This is a genomic window from Gracilimonas halophila, from assembly GCF_042684365.1.
GTDB classification, from domain to species: domain Bacteria; phylum Bacteroidota; class Rhodothermia; order Balneolales; family Balneolaceae; genus Gracilimonas; species Gracilimonas halophila.
Map to the genome: position 1 here is coordinate 794464 of NZ_JBHULI010000024.1, position 23359 is coordinate 817822.

The window sequence follows — 23359 nt, forward strand, 5'->3', positions numbered from 1 at the left end:
TATTGAATGCTAAATGTTAAATGTACATCTAATTTAACATTTAGCATTTTCACATTAAAAATTGCCCATAGCTTGTTCAAGATCGGCAATGATGTCTTCTACTCCTTCAATTCCTACAGATAAACGTACCAGACCATCTGTGATTCCGGCTGCTTTTTTGATCTCTTCATCTACGATGGAATGAGTCATTGATGCAGGGTGCTGAATCAGGGAATCTACCGCCCCAAGGCTTACAGCAAGAGAGCATAATTTCACGTTATTCATCAGTGAAACCCCGGCGTCAAACCCACCTTTCAATTCAAACGTTATCATTCCACCAAATCCTTTTTTCATGATTGATGAAGCCAGTTTGTGATGAGGATGAGATTTGAGTCCCGGGTAAAATACACGATCTACTTTAGGATGGTCTTCAAGCCATTGAGCCACTTTCATGGCATTCTCATTGTGCTGCTTCATTCGAAGCGGCAAAGTTTTCAGTCCATTGGTTGTAAGCCAGGCATCCATAGGACCGGCAATACCACCTAAGTTCTTTCGATATAGAAAGGTTTGAGCTTCTTCAAATAATTCCTTTTTAGCGACCATCACTCCACCGATCAATGTGCCGTGGCCACCCATATATTTGGTAGAAGAATGAACGGTAACATCCGCTCCTAACTCCAACGGCTGAATGTGGTATGGAGTAGCAAAAGTATTGTCAACCATTAACAAGGCTCCATGAGATTCGCACAATTGCGCAATCGCTTTGACATCCGAGACCTTCAAGGTTGGATTGGCAATACTCTCCAGATAAACAAGCTTTGTCTCTGGGTGCTTTTTCAGGTCCATCTCTACCATAAAAATATCAGAAGTATCCACAAAAGAGACAGATATTCCCATTCCCGGTGCTTCCTCTTTCAGAAATTGAGACGTGCAGCCATAAAGATCATTTTGAGCGATCACATGTCCGCCTTTAGCCATACTAATAATCCCCGTAGTGATAGCCGCCATCCCGCTTCCAAACGCCATTCCCTGATAATGCTCGGGGTCATTCAGACTATAGGTTTCAAGAGCGCAAACGGTACGTTCCAACTCCTCTACAGTAGGATTTCCCAGCCGCGAATACACGTGACTTGCCCCGCCCTCCTCATGCCGAAAAGCCTTGGCACCTGATTCTACATTATCAAATACATAGGTAGATGTTTGATAAATAGGTGTTGTGTGGGATCCGTATTGGTCTTTATTTCCCTTTCCGCCATGTATGGCTGCTGATTCGAATGTAGGTTTGATCTTAGTCTTCATAATATACAGGAATTGGGGATTGCTCTTTAATGGTGTTAAGTACGATGCTGGTATGAAGTCGTTCCACATCAGGAAGTGTGGTAAGCTTGTTTCGCATCAATTGCTCGTAGTCTTTAGTGTCTCTTGCAACCACCTGAAGGAGGAAATCTCCATCTCCGGTGGTGTGGTAGCAGGCCAATATCTCAGGGATCTCCTGAATAGCTGAAGTAAATTCTTCGAGTAAATTTAACTGGTGAACTTTTAGCGTTACTTTCACGAACGCCACAAACCCCCTTCCAACCGACTCTTTGTTTACTTTGGCTGCATACCCTTCAATTACTCCTTCTCTCTCTAACCGACGAACCCGTTCAAGTGTGGGCGTGGTGGTCAATCCGATTCGCTCTGATAATTCCTTATTCGCGATCCGGCCTTCCTGCTGAAGCACCTTAATTATATTTCTGTCGACACTATCAATTTTGATCTGTGGCATAAGAAGAAGGATTAACTGTATTACATGTAAATTATACTCAATTATCCCTTAAATTACCACAAAAACAGATAAATACATGCGTATTATTTTATATAATAGAATATTATTCTTTATATTAAATAATATCAGAATAATATCCTAAATCGAATATTAATTGCTCCCTCAAATAGAATTCTGATCTAAAATTGATGCCTCAAATTAATTAACCAATCAGTGTAATTTGTAGATCCATCAGGTTGTTACCGGTCGGGCCTGTCTTGATCAATGTCTTCATTTCTTCATGGAAGTGATAAGAATCATTGTCCTGCAAATAATCTTCCGGGCTTAACTTCTGTTTTCTGGCCTTGAGTGTAGTTTCTGAATTTATGATAGCCCCTGCTGCATCAGTCGGGCCATCCACACCATCAGTAGCAAGACTCAGTAATGAAATATCATGCTGTCCCTCAATAGAAATAGCTGCGTTCAAAGCCAGTTCCTGATTTCGGCCTCCCTTACCTTCGCCTTTTACATTAACAGTACTTTCTCCGAAATACACATATGATGCCGGTTTTTTTAAGGGCGAGCCTTTGCTTAATACAGAAATCGCATCGCCGCAGATCTTCTTGGATATTTTATTCAAATCCATATTATAAGCTTCAGGATCAACGGAAACATTATAGCCTTCCTCTGACAGAAAATGAGCAACGTTCTGAGCTAGCAAGCTTGCACCTGAGATCACTTCAACCCTATGATTTCTCCAGAAATTATTATCTGGCTTTGGGTTCTCCGGAACGTCACCATGCATACCTTTAGACAAATAGATTCGAATGGAGTGTGGTGTCTCATCCCATAAGCCATATTTCTTTAACACCTGAAAGGCTTCCGTAAAAGTAGATCGGTCAGCAACGGTTGGCCCGCTTCCAACTACATCCGTGGCATCTCCTGGAACGTCAGAAAGCACGATCGAGGTTAATTTTGTACCGGCCAGTAACTTTCCCAATTTTCCACCTGCTGTTTCAGAAAGATGCTTTCTAACAGCATTGATCTCATGGATAGAAGCTCCTGAATTCAACAACTGCTTGTAGCAATGTCGGAGTTCATCAAGCTCAATTCCATCCTCAGGTATGCATAAAAGGGAAGAAGCGCCTCCGGAAAGGCAAAAGATAACAGTAGCACCATCAGGTATTTGTTTAGCGAATTGCCGTAATTCGTAAGAGGCAGACACTGAATCCTGATAAGGATAGGGATGGGTTCCACTAAAAACCTGAACCCGATTCAGTTTGTGAGAGTCGTTCGGTGAAATAATAATCCCATCCTCAATATCCGACCCAAAATATTGTTCGACCTGATAAGCCATTTCAACGGATGCTTTACCTGCACCGAGTACCCAGATCCTCTCAGTTGACTTTATTTCATCTAAGTATGAGTGTAGATTCATTTGAAAAAAATCTCCGGAAACAACTTTCTTAGCTACTTCCTGTAAAACGGAATATTGTTTATGGAGCTTTTTCTTCATGAAGTAAATTTCTTTTTTCTAAGAATGATAATGGAATAATGCCAATTGAAGCTAAAGGGATAAAATACCTGGAAAGCATATCACATACCGCTAACCACCAAACGCTTTGATCGATCAGATAATAAAATATAAATCCGGCAATAATGGCGACGATCAAATGGATAGCTGTCAAAATTAAGTAGAAATTTTTATTAGAGCCAATCAGTATCAAACCGATCATCCCTAATAGAAAGAAGAAGCCAAAAGGGAATTTGTAGTGCCATATTTTTTGGAAATCTTCTGTTTCATATTCGATATAGACCAGTCTTGTGCCCAAGTTATTTATGGAAACTTCTTCTATTTGCGGCACTCCATCAGACACAAAAGTCTGTGTTTGCCATGCAAACATATTGGTCCGAATTTCTCTCAATACAAATAAATGAAATAGAATATAGATTGTGACTAATACTGTTTTTTTCATTAAGCCACAGCTTTACTATCGGCCGAAAAACTATTCGCATCGCTGTAATTCACCCAAACCATCCAAAGAATAAATATCACCAAATAAAATATTGTGGTTGTAGAGTAATCGTGTGTGAAATCAAAGAATTGCGGCCATTCAACCTGAGTGATCGTCAGCGTTATTATTCTGACCAGATTAACCAAATAGATCGCACAAATTCCAAGAATGCTAAAGCTTATTCTATTTTTCCAATCACCGGGATATGCTAAGATAAATCCAAGAAATAATCCCATTGCGGCTATTCCATTACATCCATCTACGATCTCAATTCCCGGATACTCACCAATCCCGATAAATCTATTTACCGTGAAGACCTCGTATCCAATCCATTTTAAAAATCCGGCACTTGTACCAATAATATTTAAAGAGACCCATTCATCCAGACTCCCCTCCGGTAATAGCCAAAGTTCATAAACCAGGTACCAAAGAATAAATATCAAAAGTGCCTTGGCAATAAATTTGATGACCTGGGAGTTCATTTTAGTGCTTTAATTATTTGTTTCTTAACTTAGTCGTTTCTGCTAACCGTACACCTGGGTAGTGGGCAGAACTAATATACATATCATAAACCTACAATAACGGATGCGACTCATAAAATATACTGTTTTTGGTTTTATTTTTACGCTTTTTAGCCTTCCCCTTTTAGCACAAGATGTTGGAATTGATTTTGAAAACATCAGAGTTGATCAATTAAGTGACAGTCAAATTAGTCAGCTTTATGAACGAATGCAGGATAGAGGATTGACTATTTCTGAAGTAGAAACCCTGGCTCTTGCCCGGGGAATGGATCCTGCAGAAGTTAGTAAACTAAGACGTAGAATTAATGAAGTTAGGACATCCTCGGAACAAGAAGGGGGTGAAGATGGTACTCAAAATGAAAACAGGCGACAGACTCAACAACAGTTAGACGGCCAGCTTCCCGAAGGGATGACTCCTCCCTACCCCTCCGTGAAAGTAGATACTCTGGGTTTATTCTTCGCTGAAGAAGAATCAGATTCTGCAAATGTATTCGGTTCTAATATCTTCACAAACGAATATTTAACTTTCGAACCGTCGATGAATATTCCCACCCCTAAAAATTACGTTTTAGGTCCCGGAGATGAAATTATCATTGATATTTGGGGAGCTTCCGAAAATACGTATCAACTTACTATCAATCCTGAAGGTGCCGTTCAAATAAGTAGCATTGGGCCCGTTTATGTAAACGGACTAACTATTGAAGATGCCCGAGAAAGATTAATAGATAAACTCGCCTCAATTTATTCCGGTTTACAAGGAGAGAACAAGAATACCTATGTCCAAATTTCTTTAGGCAGTGTTCGCAGTATCAAGGTAAGTATTGTGGGTGAAGTGAATGTACCGGGCACCTATACATTATCCTCACTTTCAACCGTATTTAATGCATTATACGCCGCAGGTGGCCCAAGCGAGAATGGGACTTATCGATCTGTTAAAGTCTTAAGAGATGGGAATATTCATAAAGAAATAGATTTATACGATTTTCTGGTATCAGGAGATCTATCGGGAAACATTACCCTTCATGATCAGGACATTATAAAAATTGACCCCTATGTGAATCGAATTTCAGTTCAGGGAGAAGTAAAAACTATCGGATTGTTTGAAACACTTGAAGGAGAGACATTTAATGATCTGGTAACCTATTTCGGTGGTTTTAGCCCGGATGCGTATGTAAATAGAATTAAGGTGGAACGCAAAACCGGTACGGAAAAGAAAATTGTTGATATTGAATATCCGGAACAGGGAAACACCATTCTTACGTCCGGTGACGTGGTTACAGTTCAAGAAGTATTGGACCGATATGAGAACAAAGTTGAAATAGAAGGTGCTATTTTCAGGCCGGGAGAATATGGATTAGAGCAAAATCCTACTCTTTTAACGCTCATTAACAATGCTGAAGGAGTAATGGGAGATGCTTTTTTAGAACGAGCTTTAGTATATAGAACCCAAGATGATTACAGTGTTGAAGCTATCCCTGTTAATCTTAATACTTTGTTTGCCGATTCTGCCTCTCATGATATTGCACTTGTAAAAGATGACAGGATCAGGATTTCTTCCATTTTTGATTTACGGGAATTTAGAACCGTAAGAATTAGCGGTTCTGTACTGAATCCCGGAACATATCGTTTTGTTGAAAACAGTTCTCTAAAAGATCTGATATTTGAGGCGGATGGCTTGAAAGATGAAGCAGCTCCTTACAATATTGAAATAGCCCGAAGGTTTATTGATAGCGATTCCAGAACTTTACAGAATGAAATAGCAGAAATTATTACAGTCAACATCGAAAATGGCCTGCAATATTCACCTGAACTTGAAGAAGTTATTTTGCAGCCCTTCGATCAAGTATTTGTAAGGAAATCACCCGCGTATGAAGTACAGAAAACAGTGAATATAACCGGTGAAGTAATGTATCCCGGAGAATATGCCTTAAGTACAAGAGATTTCAGGCTGAGTGATCTCATAGAAAAAAGCGGGGGTATGACTGACTTTGCTTATGCTGAAGGTGCTTCCCTTACCCGGGAAATTGAAAATGATTTTGAGGAAGTTGATCTTAACATAGAAGAAGACTCTGTAGTAGCCCTCCAGCAACAAAGAATCGAATCTCTTTCCCAGGTTGGGATCCAACTACAGCAAGCACTTGCAAATCCGGAATCGAATTATGACATCCTGCTTCAGGAAGGTGATGAAATCCATATCCCTAAACGCCTTCAAACGGTTCAAATACGTGGAGAGGTCTTATATCCAATTAATGCTCGATTTGAAAGATCCAGATCCTTTAGAAGTTATATCGGTGCAGCCGGTGGTTTTACAGAACAAGCAAATACCCGCCGTGCCTATATCGTTTATGCCAATGGAGAAGTAGACAGAACAAAAAGGTTTTTATTTTTCAGGTCTTATCCGGATGTGAAGCCCGGCTCAGTTCTCATTATTCCACCTAAAGAGGAGGCACAAGAGTTAAGTGCTACAGAAAGAATTACAATCTTATCTACAATTGTATCCCTAGCAGCACTTATAACCAATACATTCTTCCAGATCCGAAGAAACTGATCTGAATTTTAACTCTACAAAATTTAAGAGCCCGTTCTTACAGTAAGAACGGGCTCTTTTAGTATTATCTAAGCAACTCTTTTTGAGATCTATGTTAGGGACTCTGCAAGCTTATCAGGTCTCTCGCCATCACCGGCTGGCTGGGTTGGAGTTTCATTTAAATACTCATCCAAACCAAACTCATCTACCTGAATGGCATCATTTCGGGCGATCTCGGTTTTCTTAACAAACTCTCCTTCTTCTTTTGTCAGGATACCTTTCTCAACCGCAAGGTCCGCAATATCCAAATAAGGTTCCTTAGGAAGTTCTTTAGCCTTAATCGCTTTATATAACTTCTTGAACGACGGCCATGCTTCTTCATTGAGTTGCATGGTGTGTTCATAACGGCCTAGAGCAGATTCCCTGTCTTTAGGAAGGAAGATCCCATCTGTAATATGATCACGATCTTCTCCCCTAGTCTGCATAGCCTGAGCTACTTTATGACCCAGCTTATCAGAAGGATAGGTACCGATAGGATTCAATCTTCCCCAAACTCCTGCTATTCTGAAAGCCCAACTTAAGCCCGTCACTTTGATCTCCCGCAGGATTCCCTCAAAGGCCTGCTGTATTTTCCAGAAGCTATATTCCATCGCCCACTCAAAATACGGACGATCTGCTTCTCTCCTTCCCTCTGCTTCAAAGCGTCGAAGCGTTCCGGATGCGAGGTACATATAGCTGAGGATATCCGCATAACGGCCTGCGATCTTCTCTTTCATTTTAAGCGCTCCTCCATAAGAACCAAGCGCAATGTCTGCAAAGAATGCAAACGAAGCAGAAGTCCATGCAAGTTTCCTAAAGTACTTGGCGGAAGGACCGTTTACCGGAGAGCCGGCAATACGACCTCTCGTAATACTCAGTACAAAAGCTCGAACCTTATTTGTAGCAACGTGACCAATATGCTTCCAGAAGTTGTCATCAAACTCCTTCACATCTTTGTTCATCAATGCATCAATTTCGTTGTAGGCATAGGGATGACAACGAATAGCTCCCTGACCAAAGATCATTAACGTTCGTGTCAAGATATTTGCACCCTCAACAGTAATAGCAATAGGCATTGCCGTATAACTGCTCGCGAAAATATTTCGGGGGCCGCGGGAAATTCCTGCTCCGCCTACAATATCCATGGCGTCATTTACAACTTCACGTCCAAGTTCGGTAAAATTATATTTTGCTATTGCCGTAACCACTGCCGGTTTTTGGCCGCTGTCAAGGCCTCCGGTTGTAAATCTTCTCGCAGCTTCCATGAGATATGTATATCCACCGATTCTTGCCATCGGCTCTTCAATTCCCTCAAACTTCCCGATGTTCAATCCAAATTGTTTGCGAATAGCGGTGTAAGCTCCAATAGCTCTTGTGGCTACTTTAGAACCACCCACACTTTGTGCCGGCAGTGAAATTCCGCGACCCACGGCAAGCGATTCCATCAGCATTCTCCAACCATTTCCGGCTCCTTCTTTTCCACCGATTATTGCATCAATGGGAAGTATGACATCCTTACCGTCGATCGGGCAATTGTAGAATGGGATTCCAAGTGGATCATGTCGGCGCCCAAGCACTACCCCTTCCGTGTCAGATGGAATAAGTGCACAGGTGATTCCCCGATTCTCATCCTCCCCTATCAAATGATCAGGATCTTTGAGGTTGAAGGCCAGGCCGATCACCGTCGAAATGGCAGCCAGAGTGATATATCTTTTTTGAAAATTCATTCGCAGGTATAATTCACCGTCATCTCCCTTAAATACAACACCCTCAGAGCGCATACTTCCCGCATCAGAACCTGCATTAGCTTCGGTTAACCCAAAGCACGGCATCTCCTCTCCGGAAGCCAGACGGGGCAAATAATGATCCTTCTGCTCATCTGTTCCATAGTGGAGTAAAAGTTCAGCAGGGCCTAGTGAGTTAGGAACCATAACCGTAGTTGCCAAAGGCCCGCATCTTGAAGCCAGCTTTGCAACAATAGCACTATGAGCTGTAGCTGAGAATTCAAGCCCACCGTATTTCTTCGGTACAATCAACCCAAAAAACTTCTCTTTGCGCATGTACTCCCAAACTTCATCTGTAAATCCTTTACGAACCATAACGTCCCAGTCGGTAACCATCTCGCATAGTTTTTCTACCGGTCCATCCAGATATGCTTGCTCTTCTTCCGTAAGTTCGGGATAAGGTTCCTCCAAAATTCGTTTCATGTTTGGCTTACCGGAGAATAATTCTCCTTCAACCCACACATTTCCGGCCTCGATCGCTGTTTGCTCTGTTTCTGAGATCTTTGGAAGGAAATCCAGAGCATCCAAAAGCTTCATGATCGGGCCGCTCAACACTACTCTCCTAATCGGCTTGATGTTAAAGACAACTACCAAAACCGTATAGGTGATAAACAGCCAACCGGGGGCATTCAATCCCACTAAGCCTGCATATCCTGCAATGGCCCAAAGCCAGAGCGGGGCGCCGGTATATCCTAAAATTAGCATTAATAATACCACCGAACCTATCGAGGCCCAAAGCGGTACTTCACTGAAAAATCCAAGTAATTCCATTATTGCTTCCATGATGTTTCCATGATGTTTCCTCTTTATGATACTGTTGTGCGTACCAAGAATCCCTGAACCACATGTTCTATGGAATCCTCAATAAACTGTTTTTGATCAATCCGGCTGTCCAGTCTTTTATTAAGAACAACCGAAACCACGCCGTGCAGCTGTGCCCAAATTGAATAAGCTGCAACCAAAGGCTTTTCCACTTCCATATCTCCCGCCGAAACGCTGTCCTCAATAGTCTTAACTAATAACTCATAAGCACGCCGGGCCTTTCTGAATTTCTCTTTTGGATATCGAGCCATTGATTCCGGCCGGACCTTGTAAATGATCTCATATTTTTCAGGATACTGAAGGCCGAAGTCTACATAACTTTCTATGATCTTCTTAAACCGTTCAATATTTTCTGTAACCGGTAATGCTTTTGATTCTATAAAAAGACTGAGGTCTTCTACCGATTCTTCAATCAATGTGTGAAGGAGATGGTCTTTGTTCTCGAAGTACAGGTAAATACTTGTTGCTGAAACATTGGCTTGTTTCGCTATCTTTCGCATGGATAAAGATGTATATCCATCCTCAAACAACATGTGACGGCTAATATCCAGAATTTGATCTCTAAGTGGGTTTTCTTCGCTCATTACTACTTTTGGTTAACGGTGTTAACTACCTCAATTTAATCATTCCATGCAGAAAATCAAGCAGCGTATTTTTCAGTAGATAAGGTATTATTTCCCCAATCGAAACGACAGGTATTTTATCTTCTTTCCTTTATCCAGATGCATCTCTTCGTAATATGTGATAATGGATAGTTTAGGATCATTCGGCCGGTTTTTATGTACGTCAGGCTCATCATCCAGCAGTTCAAGACCCTCTTGATCGATGATCTCTTTAGTGTATTCATAAAGCACATCGCTGTCTGTTTTCAGATGAATGATAGCATCCGGCTTCATCACCTTTCGGTAGGTCTTTAAAAATTTTGGGGCTGTCAGCCGTTTTCTCTCTTTTTTTAAATACGGATCTGAAAATACGATCCACGCCTCATCAACTTCGTCCTTTCCAAAGAATTGATCCAGGTGATCAATAAAACACCGTAAATAGCGCACATTCTCCAATCCTTTGTCCAAGGCCTCTGTAGCACCTACCCAAACCCTGTTCCCTTTAATATCAATTCCAACATAATTTTTATCCGGCTCGAGCTCTGCAAGCCCGACCGAATATTCGCCCTTTCCGCAAGCTAATTCTAAAACTATAGGTTGATCTTTTTCAAAAACCTCGGAATTCCATCTTCCTTTTGGGGCCGGGTTCTCTTCATTGAAATCGGTATACACTAGCGTGTTATCCAGCTTTGGCAGCTCTTCCATACGCTTTTCTTTGATCTTAGGCATTATTCAAGGTGAAAGTCTTTTTATGATCCAGTTTCCATTCTCAAACACATATTTAATGCGGTCATGCAACCGACTTCTTCGTCCCTGCCAAAATTCAAATCCTTCGGGAATTACTTTATACCCGCCCCAATTTACAGGCTTAGGCACCTCTCCTTCTGCATACTTTTGTTCTAATTCTGAAAATGCATCTTCAAGAAATGCCCTGTTCGGAACTTCTGCACTTTGATTAGAAGCCAACGCCCCCAACTGGCTTTTATAGGGCCGCTTTTTAAAGTACGCCTCACTTTCTTCATCTGAGATCTTTTCAACCCGGCCTTCGATTCTTACTTGTCGTTCCAGTTCAAGCCATAAAAAGCATAAAGCTACATTTGGGTTTTGCCTTAATTCTTCCCCTTTCGCGCTGTCATAATTCGTATAGAAAATGAAATTCCCATCCTCAATACCCTTCAATAGAACTACCCTGGCATGGGGCTTTTTTTTATGATCTACCGAAGCAAGTGTCATTGCATTTGGCTCCGGGACTTCAGAATTAATGGCCTCTTCCATCCATTTCTCAAATTGTTTAACGGGATCTTTAGCTACATCACTTTCATCGAGTGAATGTTTAGAATAATCTTCTCTAAGCTTTTGCAATTGTTCTTTCTTCATCTATTTATCCAAAATAATCCGGTTCATTACCGGGTTTCCATTTAATATTACAGCCCATACTTGGAACTTGTTTTTCCTCAGGTATCTGTTCTCCTGATAAAACTGCATCTAATGCTTTTCGGAGATCTTTACCTGTAACAGGTGTGTCTTTCTTGGGACGGCTGTCATCGAACTGACCCCGATATACTAATTTTCGATTTTCATCAAATACAAACAAATCAGGAGTACATGCAGCTTGGTAGGCTTTTGCCACTTCCTGATCTTCATCATATAAATAAGGGAAAGGGTAGTCTTTTTCTGCCATTTTATCCGGGCTGTCTTGTGGATATTTTTCTACATCATTCGAACTTATGGCAATGAACCCAATCCCTTTTGCAATATATTCATTGGCTACTTTTACCAGTTCATCTTCTATATGCAGTACATATGGGCAGTGATTGCAGATGAACATCACCACAAAACCCTTACTTTGATCTGCATATTTAAGTGAAAGGTTTCCACCGTTCACGCTTGGGAGGGTGAAATCCGGTGCTTCGGTTCCTATTTCCAGCATGGTTGATGGTGTAGCTGACATAATGCTCCTGACTTTTTACAATTAATGGTTTTAACTTCAGTACATGGATACTATTACAAAGATATTGAATGATAGAGACAAAATTTTGTTCGAAAAAGCACTGAAGTTTTACTTCTATGCACGACAACAAGATGTAAGTAAGCTTAATTCGCAGCTGCAAGAGCGTTTTTCGTATGCCGGACGTGTAGCTTATTCGCTCATAATTACTTTTCTGCGGGAAGGCAGCCTGAAGCTGGAGTACATGGATTTCCTGAATGAGGAATTAAAAACCATGCATAGACTCGAAGATGACCTAATGGAGCCCTTGATGATTAAACCTCACGAGATCGATGAGATCGAGTTCAATCAGAAGATCGCAATAAAAGTATTTGATGAAGATACCGGTAAAGATCTCCGCATTATATATGAGCCCTCCAACAATCTCGTGAAATTGATGCCTGGTGATTAGAGCTAGCTTTAAATACTATTTGGATTTGATTGCAGTGACCTGATTTGTAATAGCCTCATTTTTGAGGATTCCTCTATTCTTCAGTTCAGTTAATATCAACTCTGTGACATCACTTTGAAAAGGAAACTCATAGCGGATATCCAACACATATGCTTTAACCTTCAGCTTTAATATGAACCGGCGTTCATGCATCTCATTTTCTGTAATAATGCTAATGGGCTTTTTCAGATATACAAATCTTGAAGAAATTACTGCTCTGTATGCGATCTCTTTTACTTCCTCAACAGCACATTCAGCAGGCAAGTAGATCTCTGTAATTACCTGACAATCCAAAGCCCCCGTATTAGCATTCGAAACAGCTGTGCGAATCAATTCTCCGTTTGGAATAGTAACCACAGAATCACCCGGAGTTACTATTCGGCTTGATCTTAACCCAATCTGAAGTACTTCTCCGTAATGCTCTTGAAACTGAATCTTATCTCCCACCTGAAACGGTCGATCCAGGATTAACATCACTCCACCAAAAAAGTTTTTAAGAATATCCTGTGAAGCAAGTCCCACCGCAATACCAATGGAAGCCATAACGGTAACTACGGTAGCATATGGTGGCTGAATGATTCCTGCAATGGCAATATATATGGCAAAAGACCACAATACCACGCGCAAAATAGGAATCATTCGTTTAATACGGAGGCGGTATCTTGAGATCCGCTCTGAAAAATTATCCAATACCTGACTTACAAAAATAGTTACATAGAACGTGGCGATAAAGAAAAGAATGATCATGATCACCTTTTCCCATGAGATTACTTTTTCTAACTGTGCAATTGCTTGCTCGGTCTCACCTTCAATCTGCAGGCCTAAAGAATCAGTTCTCGCTTTATTTCCATGTTCAAGCTTTGAAGCAAGTGAATCGAATTTTGAAAATCGTGTATTAAGTAACGAATCAATTTTGTCTAATAGCAGAGAATCATTAGGTATTTCTTCGACTGCTAAAGTATCTGAAAGGATATTATTTTGTGCATATAACAAGCTTCCAAGGCTGATCTCAGCAAGAAACAAAATGGGAAGTAACAGAACTATTTGTTTAAAAATCTTCATAGTTATTAATGGATGAAGTTAGCTTCTTTCAAAACCCGAACAACCTGCCGGTAAATAAGGTGATTTAGTATATATTCCTTATCAGCTTTCACTAAAATTGCCTTAGATGCCAGACGTGAAGTCATAAGCCGGCAATCTCTAAGCGGCTGATGTAGGATCATTGATAAATGCTCCGGGGTTAGAGAATCGTGTAGTATAAAAGCAGCGAGAGCAAACAACTCCGCACTTTCCAAATCATCTATTCTATTGATTGTACCGAAATCAAAGGGATTGATAAAGAAATGAGTATCATCATATTCTTTGATGGACCGTATCCAGTATATCATTGCAATGGATGAATTTCCTTCTGATAAACTTGACAACTTTTCAAAATATCTCTCTTTTAAAAACTCCTGCTTTTCTTCCTCATCATCCATGATCTTCCGATAGCCCCTGCTACTTTTGGCAGCTTCATCGGGAATAAATGAAAGCTGATATCCACTTGATGTGTGTCTCCTTAGGATCAACTCTTTAATTTGATCATTTGACAGATTATCTGTTTGAACCAGGTGTGTGAAATAATCAGCAATATTGAGCACCTTATCTAAAAATTCCCATCCATAGCGGGTACTGCTCACCATCCACAAAATGTTCTTATTCGTTTCTGAAATGAGATATAACAGATGCTCAATGGCGTCAAATCCTGAAATATTCCGCACATAATAATTTTGGATATTATCAAGTACAACAACTACACGCTTCTTTTTCCTCCCAATAGCCTCTATCAGATCTTCTATTGTTGAGACATCATCGAGTTTCAATCCCGAGGATATTAGTTCCACCAACTCCTCCTGTTTCCAGATAGTCTTATTGAAACTGATCTCGATCACATCATGGCCTTTTAAAACCTCTTCTTTCAGCAGACTTATAAAAATACTCTTACCACTTCCCTTTTCACCAAAGACCGCAAAGGATGAAGGAAAATTATTCTTCCATAATTCATATCCCTTCCTGAACCGTTCGAACTGCTCGGTCCGTCGGATATAAAATCGCTCATCTACTTCTTTGTTAAAATCAAATAACCGGCGATAAATAAATGGCAGTCGGGAGATCTGTTCATCTGTTTCTGACAAAAAAGTAGCAAGATCAGTCTTATCTTCCTCCAGCTTTTCCTTTTCCACAAAACCCAAAAATTTTCGAATAAGGAAGGCGTATTCTTTGGTCTTTTTCCAGATGAACCGGGCAAAAAGCTCTATCTTTTCATCCAATTTTGCCCATATCACAGAAAATTTAGTCTTCCAGTCAGTGGCTGTTTCCTTTGCTTTATACTCTGCACCGGCCAAACGAACATCTGTTACATCCTGCTTTTCTAATAATACCGCAAGTTTTGTGAATGCAACTTCATGTTTGTCAATAATTTTACCCTTCAGCTCTCTCCTTTTTTCTTTTACAAGGTCCAGATCTTCTATAAGCTTGGATCTTGCTCTCAAAAGACCCTGATGCGCAACTTCAAATGGTTCTTCCTCATCCGATTTTTTCACCTCATCAACCATTTCAAGATTGGTGTAAATGATCTGAGTGATCTCATTCAGATCTTCCATCACTTCAGCCAGAAACTGCTCTGCTTTCACCTCTTTTGGCAGAAGCTCTTTTGCCATTTGGTTATTGATCACCCGCTGTACCAATACCTGCCAGTCTACATCCTCAAATTCATATTTTGGAGGAAATTCGGTCAGATCCAGCTTCTCCACCAATACAGCTTTTTCGGGTTGATCTTTGGTCCACTCAGGGATCGCAGATGTAAAACGATCCAATTTTGTACTCAATACAGCTTCTTCAGTCAATTCCCTGATCGATCTCAATAACTTCTTTTCAAGATGTTCACCCATTTTCTCTTTGTGAGTAGCACTGAGCTCCTGTACATGTTTAGAAGACCTGTCCGAGGAATCGTCAAATATTGCGATGGCTGCATCGAGAAGGGAAAGAAGTTCTTCTTGAGGAGTTTCAATATTCACTCTGAACACTTCTTCAATGGACTCCGAGAAACCACTGATTCGCTCCCTTGATTGTTCCTGAAGTTGTCGAAAACGCATCGAAAGATTGACGCGATCAGCCAGAACGGAGACCAGTTTTCCCCAATTATCTTCCTGCTTTTGGTGCGTCTGAAGTACATCATTCTCTTTTCTATTTTTATTCTCTTCAGAAAAGTCACTTTTAGAATTCCCTATTGTATCAGTAACAAGCAAAGCCTGTTCTATTTCATCAATGATCCCGTTGAAAATCTCTTCCAGTTTTCTCTCATAAGATCCTTGTATTCCTTCAACCTTTTTGATCGCTTCTTCAAAGAATACTTTGAGGTCACTTTTATTCGGAACCTCCCATTCATCTTCATCCGTTTCCGGCACTCCTTCTCTCTCAATTTTTTCTTTGATCAATCCCGTTGAGTGTAAAGTCCACGCATCTATTTCTAATAATGCCTCAACCTCCAGCTTGTGAAATTCATTTCTCCAATCATCTGCCCATGAAAACGAACCCAATAAACTCAGATAAACAATATTTTGAAGCGGGACATCCTGTTTCCAACTCGAAAACTCTTTCGGCTTTTTCCCTAAGATCTTCCGAAAACTATTCCCTGTATTATTTGCCAATTTTTGTAAACCTCGAAAGATGCGCTTTAGCATCTTGGCGTTCTTTAAAAAGAAACGGTCATTTTCATTACTCAGAAATCGAGTTTCTTGCTGTTCCAGTTCAACTTGCTCATCAAGCTTTGCAACTGTTTCTTTCAGTTCATTGAGCCATGCCGGTAAGGGTTTTTCGTTTTCTTCCCCACCATTCTGTGGCCGCTGACTTTGTATTTTATCAGCAAAATCCTTGAGCCCTTTTTCGGGTTCTCCATCGTTTACAGAATTAAGTACTTGTTGAAAAAGTGATCTTAATCTCTCTGAATATTCCGAAAGCTCACTCAATAGTAGTTTCTTTGCACCTTTAAGCTGTGCTTCGTTGAGCGTTTTTAAAATTTGATCCCTTTTATCGTCAGATGTCATTTATGATATCGTTTTTATGCTGACTGAAATTGTATCCTTTATGAATAAACAACAAATTTTTATTGTATTCGCTTAAAGTGCAAGATAAACCAAACAAATGACTTTATCGTTTTTCAGGAACTCTTTCAATGGTTTGCAGAATATCTTACATTAACGGCATCATCTACATAGGCTAATGACTTTTCAAATAAATAATCCCGGCAAAAAAATGCGCACACTGTTATTAAACCGAGCGCTTCCTTTGTTGTTCTTTGCACTGTTTGCATTTGCAGACAGTTTGGCTCAAACCCACCTTCAACGAATTTCAAATACCGCCCGCAGCGACGGAATGGGTTATGTAGTCCGTTATCATTTCACTGCTCCTGTCGACTCATTTGAGATCATTCAACCTGCTCCGGACCTTATTCAGATGGTGCTCTACAGTCAAGATATAGACACCACAGGCCTTATGCTGCCCGAGCAAAGTGAAAAGTTGAAAGAAGTTCGCCTCTATGAACTGGAGTATGGCTATGGTGTGGATATTTATCTTGGAGAAGATGCCTATTACAGATCAAACGCCTACCTCGACCAAAATGGACAGGATATTTTAGTAGGGCTTACTGAAACCTCACAAGAACAACTACAAAGTTTTTCTCAACAATTTCTGGCAAGAAACTGGTACGAGGAAATTGTGGATGAAGACGCACTCAATGTTTCATCTCCTGATCCGGTTTCCATCAATAACTTATATAACAACGTCAGAGATAAGCTTAGATTTGATAAGATCGTGATCGATCCGGGGCACGGAGGCTGGGACCCCGGCTCTATCGGTTATAAAGGAGTGAAAGAAAAAGAGATCACCCTTGCAGTAGCTAAAAAATTAGGGGCTTATATTGAAGAACATCTTCCGGATGTAGAAGTTGTTTATACCAGAACCGATGACTCCTATCTGGGATTGGCCGAATTGGGACACTTTGCAAATCTTGCTGAAGCGGATTTATATGTATCTATTCACTGTAATTCTTATCACAATCAATATGTGAGGGGCGCCGAAGTATATTTTTTAGGACTTTCAAAGAGTAAGGCCTCGCTTGAAGTTATGAAGAGAGAGAACAGTGTATTCAAAGAAGAAATTAATCAGGATCTTACCGAGGATGACCTCTTGGTGTATGAACTTGCCCACAGTGGATTTATAGCTACCAGCGAGAAGATCGCTTATATGATCGAAGATCAATTCCGAACTCGCGCCCAAAGAAAGTCAAGGGGAGTAAAACAGGCGCCTTTCCAGGTCTTATTCGAAGCCTCAATGCCGGCTGTTTTGGTAGAATTGGGATTCATAACGAATCCCGCTGAACAGAGATTCCTGACCAGTGAATACGGACAAAATATTATGGCTTCAGCATTATTCAGAGCCATTCGGGATTACAAGGTTGATTACGAAGAAAAACAGGCATATAACGTTTCCTCAAATAAATAGACATGTCTAAGCCTTTAGTGATTGGTGTAGCCGGCGGCAGTGGGTCCGGCAAAACTACCGTCGTCAATTATATCTGTGAAGAATTTGCCAAAGATAATATCCTTCGTCTTGAACACGACTCGTATTATCGCGAGCTCAAACATCTCCCTTTTGAAGAACGTGTAAAACAAAACTTTGACCATCCCGCCTCCCTCGAAACAGAGCTTATGATCCGTCATATCGAAGCGTTGATGGAAGGATATCCCGTTGAAGTCCCGGTATACGATTTTGAAGCTCACACACGAAAAGAAGAAACCATAACAGCAACCCCTTCTGATGTTATTTTGGTTGATGGCATCCTCATTTTCAGTGAGCCTGAATTGCGTAAGCTTATGGATGTAAAGATCTTTGTTGATACAGATGATGATGTGCGACTTCTCCGCCGTTTACAACGTGATATCCAGGAACGTGGCCGGTCAGTAGAAGGGGTTCTCAGCCAGTATGAAAAATTCGTACGCCCTATGCATCTTGAATTCGTTGAACCAAGCAAGCGTTATGCAGATATCATTATTCCCCGTGGCGGTAAAAATAAAGTAGCCATGGAAATGGTTTCAGCTCTTATCCGCGGAAAAATGAATGGGTAAGCCTTTTCTTTTTTTTACTGAACTCGTTTTAAGAACTGTAAAAGCGCAAGCTTTTTAATTTTTATTTGTCTTTTTTGTACCGAAGCCTCCCCCGGCTCAAAGTCTAACAAATCTTAAAGTATAGAAGATGACAAAATTACCCACGACTATTTTACATTCAGTGTTATTACTGATAGTATTTATAAGCATCCCACAAACAGTTTTTGCTCAGAATCCCACGAACCTCAGAGAGCAATACCTCACACCACCCAATGAAATCGCTGAAGAAGTATTAGCACCCCGTCATCATAATGTCACTTTGTATAACCTCGGTCCTTCCCAAGAGTATTTTTTAAATACCACACAAAACAGAACTCTTTCCCCTCTTTCTGCTTTTTCGAAGCCCTATTATAACCTTGGTGGCCTGCAATTTAATCCTGATGCAAATAGAAACCGATATTTTACAACAAACACTACAAGCGGGTTACAATTGATCGGTTCCCGAAACGGGGAAACATCAAATATACAGACACCGGATGATGCTCTGATCAGTAGTGCTTCATGGTCGCCCGATGGAACTAAACTGGCATATTTCGCTCATTTCGAGAATGAAACTCATATTTACGTTACCAACCTAAAAAATGGACGCTCCAGACAAGTAACCCGTCGGCCTGTTCTGGCAACACTTAATACTTCTTTTGAATGGTCTGCGGACGGACAGTATATTTTTACTGTGTTAGTACCCGGCAACCGTGCAAACGTACCTAAAGAACCTGCTACGCCTACATCTTTGCAAGTTAAAATGACTAGCGACAAGGAAAACCGCCTTCGCACCTATCCTGATCTTTTGAGCGGTAAATTTGAAGCTCAGCTACTTAAATATCACGTGACCGGACAGTTAGTTCGCATCAATGTAAACAACCGGAGATTTACTGAAATTGGTGAGCCTGCCATGATTCGTAGTATAGATCCGGATCCTAAAGGTGAGCATATTATTGTTGAGCGAATGACGGAACCATTCTCTTATATCGTACCGGTTTATAGCTTTGCAACAGTTGAAGAGATCTGGGATCTGAATGGGAATATGCTTATTGAGCTGAGTAACAGCCTGATCAATGAAGGCATTTCCGGTTTTGAAGAAGATGAAAACTATGGGCGCCGGGATATTAAATGGCGTCCTGATGGTGAAGGACTCAGCCTGCTTGCTAACACAGGGGAAGGAATGGCCCCCATTCGCGATAACGATGACGATCAGAATGCAGACGATAATGACAGTGACTCAGAAGAGGAAGAAGGTGAGGAAGAAAAAACTATGAATCGCGTGATCCAGTGGCTCCCTCCGTTCGACGAAGAAGACATGAATGTGATCTATGAAACCGAACACGAAATAGAATCTGTATCCTATTCAGCGGATGCCAACATTCTGTTTATTGAAGAAGAATCTCAAAATAATGAACACATTTATGCTGTTTTTCTGGATTCACCTGAAGAAACGTACACTATCTATAAGCACGATGGCGATGATTTTTATGAAGATCCCGGGAATTTAATGGAGCAAGCCGGAGGAATGGGTGTTTCTGTGGTTCGTCTTTCGCCGGATCAAAACAGCGTGTTCTTATCCGGTACTCAGTATTATGAAAATTACGAAGAAAATGCTCCACGACCTTTCATTGACCAGGTAGATATCCGTTCCGGAGAAAAAGAACGTATTTTCCAAAGTGCCGAAAATGTGTATGAGAATGTTACCGCTGTTCTCGATAATGAGATCACGGAGATCGTTATTTCCCGGGAATCTCCACAAATTCAACCTGATTCATGGCTCGTAAATTTAGAAACCGGCGATGAATCTAAACTAACTTCTAATGTGGATTACAATTCTGCGGTAACTCAGGCTCAAAGAGAACGCTTTAAAGTTAAACGTGCCGATGGCTTTGAATTTTGGGTAGAAGTCACCCTCCCATCCGATTGGGACGGCACTCCTCTTCCCGGAATTATCTGGCACTACCCTTCTGAGTTTGATGATCAGGAAGATTATGATGAACGACAGCGGAGACATAATAAAAATGACTTTCCGGGTATCTATCACCGATCCATAGACATTCTGGTTAAAAGAGGATATGCAGTTGTGAATGCTGACTGGCCTATATCAGCAGAAATGGGTGACCCAAATGACGGATTTGTTTGGAGTATCGTTCAAAACAGTACCGTAGTGATCGACAGCACGGCAAACCGCGGATATATTGACCGGGACCGAATGGCCATTGGAGGACACAGTTACGGTGCCTTCGGAACGGCAAATGCCATGATACATACCTCATTTTTCAAAGCCGGTATTGCCGGAGACGGTAACTATAACCGAACGCTTACTCCCCTTGGTTTCCAGCGCGAACCCAGAGACCTGTGGAGAGGATTTGACCGCTATGTACAAATGACCCCGATCTTTTGGGCTGATAGACTGGATGGCGCTCTGCTTATGTATCATGGAGCGGCCGATCAAAATGTAGGAACCTGGCCAACACACTCGCGCCGAATGTTCCATGCGTTAAATGGAATCGGCAAGACAGCCGCTATGTATATGTATCCACATGAAGCGCATGGACCCGCTTCTGAAGAAACACTACTGGATCTCTGGACTCGTTGGGTTCAATGGATGGATCATTATGTGAAAAATAAAGGAGAGCACGTTTCAGAAGCTGAACTTGGTGAATAACAGTTGATCGAGTAACCTTATTTTAAGACAGGGGATGATTATTGATCATCCCCTTTTTTATGTATTAAATATTTTTTCTTCCAGCCGCTTCATACCTTCAAAAACTAAAAAAGAACGTAGTCTACTTTCTCTCTCTGTCATAGCTTTTATTACTGCGCCATCCCCACCGGTAATAAACAGATCGAAAGAACCGAATTCATCTTCATATTTATCAAGCAAACCTTGGATCCCCATTTTATAAAACCCTGCTTGTCCCCATTTCAAAGAATCCACGGTGCTTTTCCCGGGCCATATTTTTGGCATCTCCATGTCAACTTTAGGCAAAGCAGGGGCTTTTTGTGACAAAACCTCACCGAAACCTGCTAGTCCCGGTGCTATCAACCCACCATGATACACATTGTTTTCATCCATAAAATCAATGGTGATAGCTGTGCCGGCATCGATCACCACTACCGAATTATTAGTCTGGTCCGTTGCTCCGTAACAAGCTAAAAACCGATCTATCCCCAGTGTGTCAATAGTTTCATAATTAAGCATTCGCCGGGGGATATCTTTTACACCTAACTCTTGAAAGTGAATATCAGGTAATCGCTGTTTTATTACTTCCAACACATCCTTGCGAACACTGGAAACGACGATCTCCGAAAATGAGACCGAATGAGTTTCACACCATCGTACAAACCTTTCAGCGGAAACCGGTTTATCAACTTCCAATGACTTCCAATTCAATCCGTCTTTGTAAGCTCCTTTGATAGCGGAATTACCAATATCCAGATAAAGTGTATTTTTTGAAGAAGTGGAATCGATTTTGCTCATCTTTTTGTAGTACTTTTATACAATAAATTTAAAATAAAATACAGCTTTTATAATGAATCTTGACTCAAAAATAGCCATCGTTACCGGTGCCAGCAGTGGAATTGGAGCTGAATTCAGCAAAATGCTCGTTGAAAATGGAACGGAAGTGTATGGACTTGCGCGCAGCACAGATAAATTAAAAAAACTCCAGAAGTCACTTGGTGATAAATTTCACCCCGTCACAATGGACATTTCCAACGCTGAAGATCTTGAAGGATGGGTGGATGATACTTTTAGTCGAAATCACCGGCCTGATATTTTGATCAATAATGCCGGAGTTATGTATTCTGCTAATGTGGAAGACCTTACCATGAATGAGTGGCATACCATGATCAATGTGAACTTGAATGGTATCTTCTACCTTACCCGACTAATAGTTCCTTTGATGAAAGAAAATGAGCAAACATGCCATATTATCAATATTGCATCTATTGCAGGCTTGTTAGGGAACCCTACTATATCCGGATATAACGCCAGTAAATTCGGCGTTCGGGGATTCAGTGAAGCTTTGTTTAAGGAATTGCGATATGATGGAATTAAAGTTACTTGTGTTTTCCCAGGCTCAATAAACACCGATCTGTTTGACAAGATCGATGGAATTGAAAATCATCCCAATATGATGAAAACAACGGATATCTCAGGTACGGTAAAATTCTTACTTGAAACGGACGACAATTTCCTGATCAATGAGATCACAATGCGTCCCCTGAATCCAAAAGATCCAACTTCATAAGCACCTATGGCCAAGGTTCTATCAAAAAGAAATTTAGCTAAAGGAATCCTTTTCGGGTTGGTCTTTTTCATTTCATATTCATGCGTTGGACCTGAGGAGATACCGAAACCGAAGAACCTGTTACCGGAAGATACCTATATTGACCTTTTAGTAGAGGTTCAGCATGTCATTACCTATAAAAATGCATATCCTGACAGCGTAAATTCCGATTCATTGACTTCATTGGTCTATGACAAATATCAGGTGACGGAAGAGGAATTCCTTTCATCTCATGAGTATTATCAAAAACAGGTAAAAGAACAGGTGGAACGTATTGATGAAGCTCTGCTTCGACTTAGGGCTGAAGATGAACAACTAAAAGCTCATATGGATTCTGTTCTGAAAGCCAATACCCGCCGGGATTCTATCGCCCGGGCAGATAGTTCAAGAATCAGTGCTGAGTAG

20 protein-coding genes are annotated in these 23359 nt (G+C 40.9%); 7 read left to right on the plus strand and 13 right to left on the minus strand.

Annotation, left to right across the window (positions count from 1 at the left end; translation table 11 throughout):
- Positions 1–54: 54 nt before the first annotated feature.
- The 5 genes from ACFSVN_RS09930 to xrtX all read right to left on the minus strand — a co-directional run bounded on the left by ACFSVN_RS09930 (position 55) and on the right by xrtX (position 4223).
- Complete coding sequence (locus tag ACFSVN_RS09930) at positions 55–1278, minus strand: trans-sulfuration enzyme family protein (RefSeq protein ID WP_390301815.1); 1224 nt, start codon at positions 1276–1278, stop codon at positions 55–57.
- Complete coding sequence (locus ACFSVN_RS09935; RefSeq protein ID WP_390301818.1) at positions 1268–1747, minus strand: Lrp/AsnC family transcriptional regulator; 480 nt, start codon at positions 1745–1747, stop codon at positions 1268–1270. The genes ACFSVN_RS09930 and ACFSVN_RS09935 overlap by 11 nt, the downstream gene beginning before the upstream one ends.
- Positions 1748–1949: 202 nt before the next feature.
- Positions 1950–3242: a glycerate kinase type-2 family protein gene (locus ACFSVN_RS09940; protein WP_390301821.1), complete on the minus strand. Its 1293-nt coding sequence runs from the start codon at positions 3240–3242 to the stop codon at positions 1950–1952.
- Positions 3223–3702 (minus strand): hypothetical protein, encoded by a 480-nt coding sequence (locus ACFSVN_RS09945; protein WP_390301824.1) that lies wholly within the window; start codon positions 3700–3702, stop codon positions 3223–3225. Before ACFSVN_RS09945 ends, ACFSVN_RS09940 begins: the two co-directional genes overlap by 20 nt.
- A complete protein-coding gene (gene xrtX, locus ACFSVN_RS09950) occupies positions 3702–4223 on the minus strand; it encodes an exosortase X (RefSeq protein WP_390301827.1) in 522 nt (173 codons plus the stop codon). The genes ACFSVN_RS09945 and xrtX overlap by 1 nt, the downstream gene beginning before the upstream one ends.
- Before the next feature lie 103 nt (positions 4224–4326).
- On the opposite strand from xrtX, the gene ACFSVN_RS09955 reads away from it, so the two are divergent.
- A complete protein-coding gene (locus ACFSVN_RS09955; protein WP_390301830.1) occupies positions 4327–6810 on the plus strand; it encodes an SLBB domain-containing protein in 2484 nt (827 codons plus the stop codon).
- 89 nt (positions 6811–6899) lie between these two features.
- Here ACFSVN_RS09955 and ACFSVN_RS09960 read toward each other — a convergent pair whose 3' ends face one another.
- The 5 genes from ACFSVN_RS09960 to ACFSVN_RS09980 form a co-directional block, all read right to left on the minus strand.
- Positions 6900–9395, minus strand: coding sequence for an acyl-CoA dehydrogenase (locus tag ACFSVN_RS09960; RefSeq protein ID WP_390301834.1), 2496 nt, complete (start codon positions 9393–9395; stop codon positions 6900–6902).
- 23 nt (positions 9396–9418) lie between these two features.
- Positions 9419–10018 carry a TetR/AcrR family transcriptional regulator gene (locus ACFSVN_RS09965; RefSeq protein WP_390301837.1) on the minus strand — a complete coding sequence of 200 codons (600 nt, stop codon included), beginning with the start codon at positions 10016–10018 and terminating at the stop codon, positions 9419–9421.
- Positions 10019–10105: 87 nt separating this feature from the next.
- Positions 10106–10765, minus strand: a complete 660-nt coding sequence (trmB, locus tag ACFSVN_RS09970) for a tRNA (guanosine(46)-N7)-methyltransferase TrmB (protein WP_390301840.1) — start codon at positions 10763–10765, stop codon at positions 10106–10108.
- Positions 10766–10768: 3 nt separating this feature from the next.
- Positions 10769–11413 carry a pyridoxamine 5'-phosphate oxidase gene (gene pdxH, locus ACFSVN_RS09975; protein ID WP_390301843.1) on the minus strand — a complete coding sequence of 215 codons (645 nt, stop codon included), beginning with the start codon at positions 11411–11413 and terminating at the stop codon, positions 10769–10771.
- A 4-nt stretch (positions 11414–11417) separates the two neighbouring features.
- A complete protein-coding gene (locus ACFSVN_RS09980; RefSeq protein WP_390301846.1) occupies positions 11418–11987 on the minus strand; it encodes a thioredoxin family protein in 570 nt (189 codons plus the stop codon).
- Positions 11988–12030: 43 nt separating this feature from the next.
- Here ACFSVN_RS09980 and ACFSVN_RS09985 point away from each other — a divergent pair, with 43 nt between their 5' ends.
- The gene (locus ACFSVN_RS09985; RefSeq protein ID WP_390301849.1) at positions 12031–12435 is read left to right on the plus strand and encodes a hypothetical protein; all 405 of its coding nucleotides are present in this window, start codon (positions 12031–12033) and stop codon (positions 12433–12435) included.
- A gap of 15 nt (positions 12436–12450) precedes the next feature.
- On the opposite strand, the gene ACFSVN_RS09990 is transcribed toward ACFSVN_RS09985, so the two are convergent.
- Both ACFSVN_RS09990 and ACFSVN_RS09995 read right to left on the minus strand, forming a co-directional pair.
- The gene (locus ACFSVN_RS09990; RefSeq protein ID WP_390301852.1) at positions 12451–13536 is read right to left on the minus strand and encodes a mechanosensitive ion channel family protein; all 1086 of its coding nucleotides are present in this window, start codon (positions 13534–13536) and stop codon (positions 12451–12453) included.
- A 5-nt stretch (positions 13537–13541) separates the two neighbouring features.
- On the minus strand, positions 13542–16559 hold the full coding sequence (locus ACFSVN_RS09995) for a P-loop NTPase family protein (protein ID WP_390301855.1): 3018 nt from the start codon (positions 16557–16559) through the stop codon (positions 13542–13544).
- Between the two features lie 208 nt (positions 16560–16767).
- Here ACFSVN_RS09995 and ACFSVN_RS10000 point away from each other — a divergent pair, with 208 nt between their 5' ends.
- The 3 genes from ACFSVN_RS10000 (at position 16768) to ACFSVN_RS10010 (ending at position 21327) form a co-directional block, all read left to right on the plus strand.
- Positions 16768–18015, plus strand: a complete 1248-nt coding sequence (locus ACFSVN_RS10000) for an N-acetylmuramoyl-L-alanine amidase family protein (protein WP_390301858.1) — start codon at positions 16768–16770, stop codon at positions 18013–18015.
- Between the two features lie 2 nt (positions 18016–18017).
- Positions 18018–18638: a uridine kinase gene (gene udk / locus ACFSVN_RS10005; RefSeq protein WP_390301861.1), complete on the plus strand. Its 621-nt coding sequence runs from the start codon at positions 18018–18020 to the stop codon at positions 18636–18638.
- Positions 18639–18765: 127 nt separating this feature from the next.
- Entirely contained in the window at positions 18766–21327 is a 2562-nt protein-coding gene (locus tag ACFSVN_RS10010; protein WP_390301864.1) for a S9 family peptidase, read from the plus strand.
- 57 nt (positions 21328–21384) lie between these two features.
- Here ACFSVN_RS10010 and ACFSVN_RS10015 read toward each other — a convergent pair whose 3' ends face one another.
- On the minus strand, positions 21385–22143 hold the full coding sequence (locus ACFSVN_RS10015) for a type III pantothenate kinase (protein WP_390301867.1): 759 nt from the start codon (positions 22141–22143) through the stop codon (positions 21385–21387).
- A gap of 52 nt (positions 22144–22195) precedes the next feature.
- Between ACFSVN_RS10015 and ACFSVN_RS10020 the strand changes: the two genes are divergently transcribed.
- Positions 22196–22915: an SDR family oxidoreductase gene (locus tag ACFSVN_RS10020; protein WP_390301870.1), complete on the plus strand. Its 720-nt coding sequence runs from the start codon at positions 22196–22198 to the stop codon at positions 22913–22915.
- A 6-nt stretch (positions 22916–22921) separates the two neighbouring features.
- The gene (locus ACFSVN_RS10025; RefSeq protein WP_390301873.1) at positions 22922–23359 is read left to right on the plus strand and encodes a DUF4296 domain-containing protein; all 438 of its coding nucleotides are present in this window, start codon (positions 22922–22924) and stop codon (positions 23357–23359) included.